Here is a 12,545-nt window from a genome sequence, read left to right as displayed (position 1 = left end):
CCCTTACATTACGCCACGTCAGGCTCAAGATTCAAGAGTTCTCCATAAACTAAATTTAGGGTCTTAATCTCTGTAACCTCAATCTCTGCAAAGCGTCCGACCCAAGAGGCGTCACCTACAAATGTTACTAAACGTGTATTGTCAGCTGTACCGACCAATAAATTTGGATCTTTATTGGAAACATTTTCAACCAGTACACGTTGAATGGTGCCTAACATCGCATCGGTTTTACGAATACTTGATTGCTTAATCCAGTGTTGAACTTTGGCTAAACGTTCTTTCTTGACTGCATCAGAGGTATCATCAGGTAATTCAGACGCTGGTGTACCAGGGCGTTTTGAATAAACAAAACTATAAGAATGATCAAAGTCTAAATCTTGGATAAACTGATAGGTTTCTTCAAAATGTGCATCAGTTTCACCAGGGAAGCCGATGATAAAATCTGAAGATAAATGCATATCTGGACGAGCTTTACGCAGTTTGGCAATTTTTTCGATATAGACATCAATGGTGTGGTTACGCTTCATCGCTTGTAACACATCATTTGAGCCACTTTGTACTGGTAAATGCAGATGTGAAACCATTTGTGGCAGGTCACGGTAGCATTGAATCAAATCTTCATTAAATTCGAGCGGATGGGATGTTGTATAACGTAAACGACCGATTCCTGGAATTTCTGCAACCAAACGTAATAAATCTGCAAAGGTACAAATTTCACCTTCAAAAGTTTCACCACGATAGCCATTTACATTTTGTCCTAAAAGGCTAATTTCGCGAACGCCTTTTTCAGCCAAACCAGCAATTTCTGCCAAGACATCATCCAAAGGACGAGAAACTTCTTCACCACGCGTATAGGGAACCACACAGAAAGAACAGTATTTCGAGCAACCTTCCATGATTGAAACAAACGCTTTGTAACCTTCAACACGTGGTTCAGGTAAAAAGTCGAATTTTTCAATATCAGGGAATGAAATATCTACAAGTTTAATTTTGTCTTTCTTCGGCTTTTCAATTTGCTCAACATGCTGATCCAGCATTTGCGGTAAACGGTGCAAGGTTTGAGGGCCAAAAACCATATCGACATACGGTGCACGTTTTTGAATATTGTCGCCTTCTTGAGAAGCAACACATCCGCCAACACCGATGACGAGATCAGGATTTTTTTCTTTTAATTTGCGCCAGCGACCCAACTCAGAAAATACTTTTTCTTGGGCTTTTTCTCGAATTGAGCAGGTATTCATTAACAGGATATCTGCATCACTTGGATCTTTGGTTAAAATATAACCGTGTGAGTCGCCTAAAAGATCTGCCATACGATGACTGTCATACTCATTCATCTGACACCCTTGCGTTTCGATATACAGTTTTTTTACTGCACCGTCGGCTGGGGTGTGCTGTGGCTGGGTTACAGTGTTTTCTGAGGCAGCTTTGGCACCATTGGGAATGAAGGTTTGAACCGTCATGGAGGCGTCTTTCCTATGAATAAAGGGAATTTTGAATGTGTACTAAGCCTGCTATTTTAACAGACTCATAAAAGGCGCGCCATTTTATAGCATTTAGAGTGAACTCAGGAAAATATTTAGCGGCTATTGCCATTTATTGGATTGTAGGGCATTGAAAATGAAAATTATGAAGAAAAAATAGAGAACAATATTAATGATGAATCATAAGGTTACATAACACAACAGTAGAAATGGATTAGAATAATTAAACTAGGCACAAATAAGTGCATCAGTATGTTAAAGGCACATCATGCAGGTTGAGAGAAAAACGGTGTTAAAGCAGCAACTTAAGCAAAATAAATTAAAACTTTACCTTTTAGGAACAGTTGCATGTACAAGCCTGCAAGTGGCTCATGCTGCTGAAGAGCAGTTTAATGATGCTTTACGCAATGCAAATAATCCAAGTGCTTTAGAACAATATCGTTCTTCAATGCAAAATGATGCTTTGGGCTATTATCCTGAGTATTGGTCACTGAATTCAAATCTCGCTTTTCAACCTTCTGCAAATATTATTAGCTTTGCGCAACGTTATCCTCAATCGGCGATGGCGGAAAAGTTGGCTGCGGATTATGTCGAAGAAAAGGTTAAACAAGCAGATTACGCAAGCGCGCAACCTGTATTGCAATATGTCTCTAATCCAGATCAAGCAGAACGTTGTGCCGTTGCTCAAGTTCGTGCGAAAACTGGTGACGTTTTGGTCTATGCTGAATTTAAAGATGTTTGGTTGGCAACCAATTCTCAACCTGAGTCATGTAATGGTTTAGGCCGCATGATGCTTAGTAGCCCACTCATGACTGCTCAAGATCGTCAACAACGATTATATGCACAACTGAGAGCAGGGCAGTCTGGTCTAGCCATCGCTACCGCACAAACGATTGGCGTTAATTTATCGTTAACCCAATTGAACCAAATCCAAGCGAATCCATTAAATTATTTATGGTCTGCACCAAAAAATAATGTAGAAGATTATGCTTATTTGGTTTATGCATTGGGTCGTGCGGCAGATACGGATTTAACCAGCGCTTTGCAGTCGGTACCTAAGTTGGTTCAGGGTGTACCAGCGGATGTGCAAAAATATATTTATCGTACTGTCGGTTATATCGGCGGAACGACCGTTATGAAAAATAATTTTAATCGTGAAGTACTGCAAAATTTTGATGCAAGCTATGGTGCGCCATTCAGTGCAGAAGAAGCAGAAGTTTATGCACGACAAGCCATTCGATTTGGGGCTTGGGAAAGTGTGATTCGTGCAATAGACAGTATGAGCGTGACACAAAAGCAAGAAGACCGTTGGCAATATTGGTTGGCACGTGCTTCAGAACAACGCAATGATGCACAATCTAAAAGAACTGCCAAAGATATTTATCAACGATTGGCAATGTCAGGTGATGATTATCATAATCTGCTTGCCAAAGATCATTTGGGGCAAAAGTATAATGATAGTCCTGCCAGAGAACAGCCTTCAACTGATGATCAGCAACGCTTAAATAGCGATATTCATTTCCGTCGTGCATTTACTTTGCGAAATATTAATGCGCCTGCGACTTATACCAATAGGGAATGGAACTGGGCGGTACGTCAGGCATACTTAAAACATGATGATGGGTTGCTGCTTGCTGCGGCAAAACGTGCAACTGATATGGGCTGGTATGATCGTGCAATTTACGCAGCAGAACGTACTGAGAAAAAACATAACTATGTTTATCGTTATGCCACACCTCATCAGTCGTTGGTGGTGAGTCATAGCCGTAATGCAGGTATTGATCCAGCTTGGGCCTATGGTTTAATGCGCCAAGAAAGTCGTTTTGTGACTGCTGCTCGCTCACATGTTGGTGCAGGTGGTTTAATGCAAATTATGCCAGGCACTGCAAAGTTGGTGGCAAAACAAATGGGTGAAACTTATAATCCTGCTGCACTCAGTGATGCCAACACCAATATTCGCTATGGTACTTTCTATCTGTCGATGATTCATGGTCAATTAAGCAGTAATCCTGTCTTGGCAACCGCAGGGTATAATGCTGGGCCAAATCGCGCGAAGCGTTGGCAGCCAGATTATCAAAATCTTTCAGCAGATCAATATACAGAATCTATTCCTCTGAATGAAACACGTGACTATGTCAAAAATGTGATGACCAATGCAGCACATTATGGAATCTTGTTGGGACAAGGGCCTCAAGCGATTGAAAGTCGTATGCCTGTTATTCCAACCCGTGTTTCACAATAAAACTATTTGGACTTGGATGAAACTTTGTTGGTAAATCAATGATTTTCAAAATTTTGCGTAAATTGAAACAATCTTGCTTAGCATGGAGCTTATGCTTTGCGGGATTGTTTGGGCTCAATGTGCAGTTACATGCTGCACCGCAATTACAAGGCTATGTCATGCAAGTCCAGTTGACACCTGCTGTCTGTGCACTTGATTCTTCAAAACAAAAGCAACGCAAATGTCTCGAAGGTTATTCATTGACAATCACAGGTCTGTTGCCTGAAACGACAGAGCGGAATTGCACCACCAATACATCTGCAAGTTTGACCCCTTTACAAGCTAAGGTGGTTGCACGGGTAATGCCTGAGGAAAATGCACGTATTCAGTTGTGGCGTAGCGTGGGTGGCTGTGTTCCAATGAACGCGAGTCAATATTTTAGAACTGTGATTAATTTAGCAGATCGTTTGAAAATTCCTGCAGATTTAACCAGCTCTGAAAACAAGAATGTGCAACATAATGCGTTAAAAACTCAATTTGTTAGATTAAACCCGGGAATGAATAACGACAGTATCCGTTTTACTTGTCAAAGTTCATCATCAAACCCAGTGTTAACCGAGGTTCAAGTGTGTTATCGGGTCAATGGTCAGTATAAACAATGTTCAAATCACATTGTTTCAAACTGCCCAAATACATTCTCGATCAAAGGGACTTATTAGTTCTTCTGAGGAATTTTATTTATATTTCCTATCATACTTTTGTTGAAAAGCATTCTCTTTTACATGCAACTGTTAAAGGATTGGAGTACAATCTTTGCCGTTTATGATAATTCGATTAAAACGGATTTAACCGTTTAATCACATTAACGATCCTCATTGGAGATAATTACATGAAGCAACCTGTTCGCGTTGCCGTTACTGGCGCAGCTGGTCAAATCGGTTACAGCTTATTATTCCGTATCGCTAGCGGTGAAATGCTTGGTAAAGACCAACCCGTTATTTTGCAATTGTTAGAAGTTCCATTTGAGAAAGCTCAAGCTGCGCTTAAAGGCGTAATGATGGAATTAGATGACTGTGCTTTCCCATTATTGGCTGGCATGATCGGTACTGATGATCCAAAAGTTGCATTTAAAGATGCTGACTACGCGTTATTGGTTGGTTCACGTCCACGCGGTCCTGGTATGGAACGTGCTGACTTGTTGAAAGTGAACGGTGAAATCTTCATTGGTCAAGGCCAAGCACTTAACGAAGTTGCGAGCCGTGACGTTAAAGTACTTGTTGTAGGTAACCCTGCAAATACAAATGCTTATATCGCAATGAAATCTGCTCCAGATCTTCCAGCGAAGAACTTTACAGCAATGTTACGTCTTGACCACAACCGTGCGTTGACTCAAATTGCTCAAAAAGCGGGTGTTGCTGTAGCGGATATCAAAAACCTTACAGTTTGGGGTAACCACTCTCCAACAATGTATGCGGACTACCGTTTTGCAACTGCAAATGGCGTAAGCTTAAAAGACAAAATCAACGATGCTGATTGGAACGCAAACGTATTCCTTCCAACTGTTGGTAAACGTGGTGCTGCAATCATTGAAGCGCGTGGTCTTTCTTCTGCTGCTTCTGCTGCAAATGCTGCGATCGATCATATGCGTGATTGGGCGCTTGGCACCAATGGCGAATGGGTAACAATGGGTATTCCTTCTGACGGTTCTTATGGAATTCCTGAAGGTGTGATGTACGGTGTTCCTGTAATTTGTGAAAATGGCGAATACACTCGTGTTGAAGGCTTAGAAATTGATGCATTCAGCCGTGAACGTATGGACAAAACACTTCAAGAACTTGAAGAAGAGCGCGCAGCTATTGCTGATATGCTTAAATAATTAAAAATTAATCTTTTAAAGATTAATTTTGAAAAAGCACTCTATTTAGAGTGCTTTTTTTATGCTTCAAATCAAATATTCTGAGAATCGATAATTTATATTAAGCCAACATTTGTTTGTTTTTTAATCACAAATTGAAACAAGAAAATTAAAATCTAGACTATCTTTTAAAATTATTTTCTTATAAGTTAATTGAATAAAAGATGACAAATAAATTTATATAAGGAGGCAATATGCTCAGGACGAACACACCATCCTTAGAATTACTATTTTCTCAACTTGGTTTGGCAAATAGTCCCGCAGCAATTGAGCTATATGTACGCACTCATCAATTGCCAGCAAATCTTTCATTACATGAAGCGCCGTTTTGGAATAAATCTCAACGTGACTTATTAATTAGTCATTTGATACAAGATGATGATTGGGCAATTTGGATTGACGAGTTAAACCAACAATTACATCTAGATGCGTATAAGCTAACAGCCTAATGATTTAGTTTCCCCCAGAGCAACAAAAAAGATGGCCGTTATGGCCATCTTTTCTATTTCGCATCGATCAAATTAGCTTTGATCAAAACGAATAACAAATTGAGTTATTTTGAATGGGCATAGCGCTGATCAATGTAATTTAGACTGAATCATTTGACTAAACCAAGTTTCATTGCGAACAGGTCTAAAGGCAGTGTGTTGTTGCAGTAAGGTTAAATCAAAATCAGTTGTCTTGATATATTTACTCAGCCAGTGACGAGTCAATGCAAATTCATTTTTACTCACAGATGCATAAGCCAACATAAAGTAAATATCAGCATGATGATGTTGTGCCAATGGTTTTAAAATCTGCTGCGTAATCAAGGCATAACGTGATTCTTTGGTCAATTCAAAGTAAATCATATAAGCTTTGGCCAAATGCAAAGAAAGCTGAATGTAGACTGACATTGGCATTTCTTCATATTCAAATCGTGCAGTTTCAAGTAAAACAATGGCTTCTTGCAAGAAATGGATTTGTTCCTGCTTTGAATGACTTTGAGTGACCAGCTGTAAGCGTAAGTCCCCACGTTCAAGTGCAAGTTCAGGTGTATTGCCTGACAAATACAATTGATCTGTTTCCCCAATACGCGAGATGATTTGTTTTGTATTATCAAACATGTGCTGAATCCTCTGAATTTATGAAGAGTATTATGAGGTCTATTTCAATAATTTAAAGCTTGGCCTATAGAGATACAGCGTTGCAAATTTGAAAACTGAGTATATTACAACACAGTATTGTCGCTTCTTAGCCATGCGGTAATTGATAATCGCTGATGGTTGGCTTCTAGCACTTCATGTAATAAATCACTTTGGAACATGGCAATACGATTAGGCTGGGGATCTATTGTATGCCAAACATTATTTTTATCCTGTAAGTGTAACTTTCCACCCCAGTCATCCTGCCATTCTTGGTGTAGATAATACACAGTAGAAATCATACGGCCATTTTTACCTTGCGGATTATCGCGATGAAGTGCATAGAATTCACCTGCGTTATAGCAGGCAAAATGTGCTTCTACATCCTGAATGCCTAAATAAAATGAGTAGTTTAAAATTTGCGAGAGCTGTTTGAGTGCATCAATATGTTGTTGTGCGATCGTAAGCTCTTCATTGATCCACAAGATATGGTCGCTGCGAATATTGCTGATCACACCATTTTGAATTGCTGCTTCACGAAAGCGATTTAAATTTGAAGTACATTCTGCAACCAGTTGAAGTCCGTATTCAGCGGAGTAAGCATGATCAATAATGGTAAATCCATGTTGATCTAAATCATCAAGAATTTGATCAACATTCCATGACTTTGGGAGTAGCAGCGCTTCCATAAATTACCAAAAAATAGTGCAATAAAGATATGTTGTTATATTAGAACAAACGATGGACAGTGAAGAAATATTTTTTCGTGTTAAAATGATTATTGAACTCAGGAATTAATCGAAACATGAATTACCGTCACCATTTCCATGCAGGCAACTTTGCCGATGTCATGAAACATGTGTTATTGCTGCAACTTTTGACACGTCTAAATACTAAAGACAAACCATATCGCTATATAGATACACATGGTGGTGCAGGTAAATACGATTTATCTACTTCTGAAGCACAAAAATCAGGTGAATTCTTAACCGGTATTCATCGTCTGGTTAAGCTGGATGAGTCGATTAAACGTAATGCGCCTGAAGGTGTAAAACAATATCTTAAAATTGTTGAAGATATGCGTGCAGGTTCAGGTAAAGGCGCTTATCCAGGTTCACCGTGGTTTGCACTTGAAGGCATGCGTGATATTGATAAAGCGACTATTTTTGAAATGCAGCGTGATGTGTTTCAACAACTGTATTTTAATATTCGCGATAAACGTGCGGGTTTACATGAGCGTGATGCTTATGAAGGTCTTTTGGGGGTTATTCCTCCAAAAGAAAAACGTGGTTTGGTGATGATCGACCCACCTTATGAATTAGAACGTAAAGACTTCCCGCAATTGGTTGAGTTGATTGCCACTGCACATAAAAAATGGCCAACAGGCGTATTTGCCATTTGGTATCCAATTAAAGACCGTGCCATGATTGATCGTTTTGAAAAGAAAATGATGAAAACAGGGATTCGCCGTCAGTTGGTCTGTGAAGTTTGTGTTTGGCCAGATGACACACCAGTCGGGTTGAATGGTTGTGGTTTATTGGTGATTAACCCACCTTGGAAATTCTCTAACGATGCTGATGAGGCATTACAATGGTTGTTCCCACATTTACGTATGAGTGAGAATGGTGGACATGCTGCTGTTCGCTGGTTAGTGGGTGAATAATCCATTCGATTGGATATCAACAGAAACATGAACGATGGTGTGAATTACAAATTAAGACGAAATACATTGAGTAATTCACATCAATTTCACTTAAAAATGAATGTGATAAAATATTTAAGTGAGATATCAACAGCTCTATAAGAGCCATAGATAGGATTCAAAAAATGACAAATATAAATAAACCAGAAAGCCCAAACTCTTCTAATCAAGACCATGGATTTGATGGCATTACTTTTGAAGTGGAAGAAGAAGAGCATACCCATGAAGGGCAGAAGGTCAAACGTCGCGGAATCTATTTGTGGCCTAACCTGATTACAACATCTGCGTTGTTATCTGGCTTTTACTCGATCATTGCCAGTATGAATGGTGACTTCACTCAAGCCGTTTATGCGATATTCCTTGCAGCACTATTTGATGGTTTAGATGGTCGTGTTGCTCGTGCAATTGGTGCACAAAGTGCTTTTGGTGAACAATTCGATTCTCTTTCAGATCTCTTGGCATTTGGTGTTGCGCCAGCAATTTTGATGTATAGCTGGAGTTTGCATGATCTCGGGCGGATTGGCTTGGCTGCTTGTTTTGTTTATACCGCATGTGCTGCATTTCGTTTAGCCCGCTTTAATGTACAAATTGGTGTGGTCGATAAGCGTTATTTCATTGGTGTGGCAAGCCCATTGGCAGCAATTATTATTATTGCATGGGTATGGGTTGGACAAGATTTTACCTATATTTTTGATTTAAAAGATGTTGCGATTCAAGCGACCAATGCATTTGTTATTATTGCAGTAGGTTTGTTGATGATTTCAAATATCAAATATTATTCTTTTAAAACGGTAGACCGTAAACGTGTTCCATTCTTTGTATTGCCTATAGCAGTTTTTATCCTTGCAGCAATCACTTATAATATTCCTGTAGGGATTTTAGTCATTTCGATTATCTATGCGATTTCTGGTTTTGTGACAACATTCTTAGCGAGAAAGAATACTGTTGAATAAAATGTAAAAAGATAAAAAGGTAAGGGGGCTTGATATGCGGTTGTTTCAAGATTTCTTAGATCAGTCTAAACAGCTGAATCAAGCTCAAAAGCCTATAGAACTTTGCTGTCATCCCCCACAAGACAGATATAAAATTATTCATCAAAAATTAGTGCTTTCCAATTTACCTGCGCCGTTGCATTACCTCAATTTTTTTAGTTTGATTGGGCAGCCCAATAGTCCTGTTTTTTGCAATAACAATGAAATCTCAACAACTGCTTTAGATACAGCAACCTTACTGGTCAGCTCCAGTCCCCATATGGTGGGACAATTAAACTCATACTCAATTCAGCATGAATGCCAATTTCACATTGATGAAAATAGCAATGTGACTTATACATTTGGTCAAAAAGAAAAAGTGTTTGGAAAAATTCCTGATTTTACTATTCAAAGACAAGATGACGAATTGAGTATGAATTTAAGCATTACAACAATGCCTTTAATTTCTCATTTTATTCATTTGAAATTTGGATTTGCACAGCACTGGTCTTTGGTTGCGCATTGTAAAGGGACAATTCAATACAAAGATCAAAATTACGAAATTGAACAAAATGCTGTTTTTGAATATATGAAAACAGTGAATTTTCCTTATCTGCCTTATGCGCTGTATACATATCAATTGATTCAAGTGAATGACGATCTACAGATTATTTTTATGCATAGTCGTGATCAGATGAATAATATTTTACATTCACGTATCTATATTCGAGATATTCAAAACAATGAAACAGAAATGCTTGATCGACAGGTCCGTTTCAATATTCATCGGGTGTTCCCTAAAGTCACAACAGTAAATCATCAGGAGATGTATTTACCACGCGAGTTTGAATGGCAATATCAAGATGAAAATACCAAAATTGATATTCAAGCACAAAGCCGTGGTGATTATAAGTTTGGTTTAGCTGCAGGTTATGTTGGAAGTTTTGTTTATCAACTACATCTCAATGATGAATACTATCAAGGTGAGGGTGGTTACTGTGAATATATAGATTGCCGCCCTTTAAAATGGCAGGAAATAGATAAAGACAATAAATTATCAAATAAATCGAGCAGTCCTGTGCTGATCATGCTTAAAAAATAGACCAAAAAACAGAAATAAGGCCAATTTAGAAGAATAAATAAGCAAGTGATAGATAAAATGAAAAATAATTAAAAAAAGGGGTTGTGTTGGATTGGGAATGCTGTAGAATGCACATCCATCGGCGGTGATGTTAAATAAAACTTCTGATAAATCAGGCACTTGATTAAGTTGTTAAGATTTCGAATTGAGATTTTAAGATGATGTTAGGGTTGGGTTTGTTAGAAAAAATAATTAACATTATTGATTGACTTTTTAGAGATAGAGAGTAGTATAGCCGACCTAGCTTGATGCTGACGAAGCATTGAGAAGATCATTAAGAGAATATGAAGAACAACTTGTGTGGATTTTTACTGATTGATTGATCGAAATATTATCATTGATTGATTGGTTTAAATTACTCGAAGTTTATTTGAGAGAATTTGTCAGTACATTGATGAGCCAGAATTGTGACCTTAAGTCACTAATGATTTTTAACTGAAGAGTTTGATCATGGCTCAGATTGAACGCTGGCGGCAGGCTTAACACATGCAAGTCGAGCGGGGGAGATTGCTTCGGTGATTGACCTAGCGGCGGACGGGTGAGTAATACTTAGGAATCTGCCTATTAATGGGGGACAACATCTCGAAAGGGATGCTAATACCGCATACGCCCTACGGGGGAAAGCAGGGGATCACTTGTGACCTTGCGTTAATAGATGAGCCTAAGTCGGATTAGCTAGTTGGTGGGGTAAAGGCCTACCAAGGCGACGATCTGTAGCGGGTCTGAGAGGATGATCCGCCACACTGGGACTGAGACACGGCCCAGACTCCTACGGGAGGCAGCAGTGGGGAATATTGGACAATGGGGGGAACCCTGATCCAGCCATGCCGCGTGTGTGAAGAAGGCCTTATGGTTGTAAAGCACTTTAAGCGAGGAGGAGGCTCCTGTAGTTAATACCTACAGTGAGTGGACGTTACTCGCAGAATAAGCACCGGCTAACTCTGTGCCAGCAGCCGCGGTAATACAGAGGGTGCGAGCGTTAATCGGATTTACTGGGCGTAAAGCGTGCGTAGGCGGCTTTTTAAGTCGGATGTGAAATCCCCGAGCTTAACTTGGGAATTGCATTCGATACTGGGAAGCTAGAGTATGGGAGAGGATGGTAGAATTCCAGGTGTAGCGGTGAAATGCGTAGAGATCTGGAGGAATACCGATGGCGAAGGCAGCCATCTGGCCTAATACTGACGCTGAGGTACGAAAGCATGGGGAGCAAACAGGATTAGATACCCTGGTAGTCCATGCCGTAAACGATGTCTACTAGCCGTTGGGGCCTTTGAGGCTTTAGTGGCGCAGCTAACGCGATAAGTAGACCGCCTGGGGAGTACGGTCGCAAGACTAAAACTCAAATGAATTGACGGGGGCCCGCACAAGCGGTGGAGCATGTGGTTTAATTCGATGCAACGCGAAGAACCTTACCTGGTCTTGACATAGTAAGAACTTTCCAGAGATGGATTGGTGCCTTCGGGAACTTACATACAGGTGCTGCATGGCTGTCGTCAGCTCGTGTCGTGAGATGTTGGGTTAAGTCCCGCAACGAGCGCAACCCTTTTCCTTATTTGCCAGCACTTCGGGTGGGAACTTTAAGGATACTGCCAGTGACAAACTGGAGGAAGGCGGGGACGACGTCAAGTCATCATGGCCCTTACGACCAGGGCTACACACGTGCTACAATGGTCGGTACAAAGGGTTGCTACCTAGCGATAGGATGCTAATCTCAAAAAGCCGATCGTAGTCCGGATTGGAGTCTGCAACTCGACTCCATGAAGTCGGAATCGCTAGTAATCGCGGATCAGAATGCCGCGGTGAATACGTTCCCGGGCCTTGTACACACCGCCCGTCACACCATGGGAGTTTGTTGCACCAGAAGTAGGTAGTCTAACCGTAAGGAGGACGCTTACCACGGTGTGGCCGATGACTGGGGTGAAGTCGTAACAAGGTAGCCGTAGGGGAACCTGCGGCTGGATCACCTCCTTAACGAAAGATTGACGAT

10 protein-coding genes and 1 rRNA gene are annotated in these 12,545 nt (G+C 40.2%); 8 read left to right on the top strand and 3 right to left on the bottom strand.

Annotated elements, in window-relative coordinates:
• Nucleotides 1-8: 8 nt before the first annotated feature.
• Nucleotides 9-1,463: a tRNA (N6-isopentenyl adenosine(37)-C2)-methylthiotransferase MiaB gene (miaB, locus tag ACQ7EO_RS18755; RefSeq protein ID WP_004717965.1), complete on the bottom strand. Its 1,455-nt coding sequence runs from the start codon at nucleotides 1,461-1,463 to the stop codon at nucleotides 9-11.
• Between the two features lie 289 nt (nucleotides 1,464-1,752).
• Between miaB and ACQ7EO_RS18750 the strand changes: the two genes are divergently transcribed.
• From ACQ7EO_RS18750 to ACQ7EO_RS18735, 4 genes are all read left to right on the top strand, one after another.
• Nucleotides 1,753-3,726: a lytic transglycosylase domain-containing protein gene (locus ACQ7EO_RS18750; protein WP_034611701.1), complete on the top strand. Its 1,974-nt coding sequence runs from the start codon at nucleotides 1,753-1,755 to the stop codon at nucleotides 3,724-3,726.
• Between the two features lie 38 nt (nucleotides 3,727-3,764).
• Complete coding sequence (locus ACQ7EO_RS18745) at nucleotides 3,765-4,424, top strand: ribonuclease T2 family protein (RefSeq protein WP_004717962.1); 660 nt, start codon at nucleotides 3,765-3,767, stop codon at nucleotides 4,422-4,424.
• Between the two features lie 170 nt (nucleotides 4,425-4,594).
• Nucleotides 4,595-5,581, top strand: coding sequence for a malate dehydrogenase (locus ACQ7EO_RS18740; RefSeq protein ID WP_004717959.1), 987 nt, complete (start codon nucleotides 4,595-4,597; stop codon nucleotides 5,579-5,581).
• Between the two features lie 233 nt (nucleotides 5,582-5,814).
• Entirely contained in the window at nucleotides 5,815-6,069 is a 255-nt protein-coding gene (locus ACQ7EO_RS18735) for a DUF2789 family protein (RefSeq protein ID WP_004818847.1), read from the top strand.
• Nucleotides 6,070-6,198: 129 nt separating this feature from the next.
• Here the strand turns inward: ACQ7EO_RS18735 and ACQ7EO_RS18730 are convergent, their stop codons facing one another.
• Together ACQ7EO_RS18730 and ACQ7EO_RS18725 are read right to left on the bottom strand one after the other, a co-directional pair.
• On the bottom strand, nucleotides 6,199-6,726 hold the full coding sequence (locus ACQ7EO_RS18730) for a hypothetical protein (protein ID WP_105713953.1): 528 nt from the start codon (nucleotides 6,724-6,726) through the stop codon (nucleotides 6,199-6,201).
• 104 nt (nucleotides 6,727-6,830) lie between these two features.
• On the bottom strand, nucleotides 6,831-7,433 hold the full coding sequence (locus ACQ7EO_RS18725) for a 2OG-Fe(II) oxygenase (protein WP_434278351.1): 603 nt from the start codon (nucleotides 7,431-7,433) through the stop codon (nucleotides 6,831-6,833).
• Between the two features lie 116 nt (nucleotides 7,434-7,549).
• Here ACQ7EO_RS18725 and ACQ7EO_RS18720 point away from each other — a divergent pair, with 116 nt between their 5' ends.
• From ACQ7EO_RS18720 to ACQ7EO_RS18705, 4 genes are all read left to right on the top strand, one after another.
• Nucleotides 7,550-8,407, top strand: a complete 858-nt coding sequence (locus ACQ7EO_RS18720; protein ID WP_004717951.1) for a 23S rRNA (adenine(2030)-N(6))-methyltransferase RlmJ — start codon at nucleotides 7,550-7,552, stop codon at nucleotides 8,405-8,407.
• 164 nt (nucleotides 8,408-8,571) lie between these two features.
• On the top strand, nucleotides 8,572-9,399 hold the full coding sequence (gene pssA, locus ACQ7EO_RS18715; protein ID WP_004717950.1) for a CDP-diacylglycerol--serine O-phosphatidyltransferase: 828 nt from the start codon (nucleotides 8,572-8,574) through the stop codon (nucleotides 9,397-9,399).
• Between the two features lie 34 nt (nucleotides 9,400-9,433).
• Nucleotides 9,434-10,519, top strand: coding sequence for a DUF6670 family protein (locus tag ACQ7EO_RS18710; RefSeq protein WP_434278348.1), 1,086 nt, complete (start codon nucleotides 9,434-9,436; stop codon nucleotides 10,517-10,519).
• 471 nt (nucleotides 10,520-10,990) lie between these two features.
• Nucleotides 10,991-12,529 (top strand): 16S ribosomal RNA (locus ACQ7EO_RS18705).
• Nucleotides 12,530-12,545: the final 16 nt, after the last annotated feature.

It is taken from the genome of Acinetobacter sp. CE-15 (genome assembly GCF_051059255.1).
GTDB lineage: Bacteria > Pseudomonadota > Gammaproteobacteria > Pseudomonadales > Moraxellaceae > Acinetobacter > Acinetobacter guillouiae.
The sequence above is the reverse complement of the archived record's forward strand: the minus strand, read 5'-3'. Positions and strand labels throughout refer to the sequence as shown.

What these genes read in the sequence shown, in the direction of transcription:
- ACQ7EO_RS18720 (WP_004717951.1), top strand. Translation starts at nt 7,550, where the DNA reads ATGAATTACCGTCACCATTTCCATGCAGGCAACTTTGCCGATGTCATG.
- ACQ7EO_RS18725 (WP_434278351.1), bottom strand. Translation starts at nt 7,433, where the DNA reads ATGGAAGCGCTGCTACTCCCAAAGTCATGGAATGTTGATCAAATTCTT.
- ACQ7EO_RS18735 (WP_004818847.1), top strand. Translation starts at nt 5,815, where the DNA reads ATGCTCAGGACGAACACACCATCCTTAGAATTACTATTTTCTCAACTT.
- ACQ7EO_RS18740 (WP_004717959.1), top strand. Translation starts at nt 4,595, where the DNA reads ATGAAGCAACCTGTTCGCGTTGCCGTTACTGGCGCAGCTGGTCAAATC.
- miaB (WP_004717965.1), bottom strand. Translation starts at nt 1,463, where the DNA reads ATGACGGTTCAAACCTTCATTCCCAATGGTGCCAAAGCTGCCTCAGAA.
- ACQ7EO_RS18745 (WP_004717962.1), top strand. Translation starts at nt 3,765, where the DNA reads ATGATTTTCAAAATTTTGCGTAAATTGAAACAATCTTGCTTAGCATGG.
- ACQ7EO_RS18710 (WP_434278348.1), top strand. Translation starts at nt 9,434, where the DNA reads ATGCGGTTGTTTCAAGATTTCTTAGATCAGTCTAAACAGCTGAATCAA.
- pssA (WP_004717950.1), top strand. Translation starts at nt 8,572, where the DNA reads ATGACAAATATAAATAAACCAGAAAGCCCAAACTCTTCTAATCAAGAC.
- ACQ7EO_RS18750 (WP_034611701.1), top strand. Translation starts at nt 1,753, where the DNA reads ATGCAGGTTGAGAGAAAAACGGTGTTAAAGCAGCAACTTAAGCAAAAT.
- ACQ7EO_RS18730 (WP_105713953.1), bottom strand. Translation starts at nt 6,726, where the DNA reads ATGTTTGATAATACAAAACAAATCATCTCGCGTATTGGGGAAACAGAT.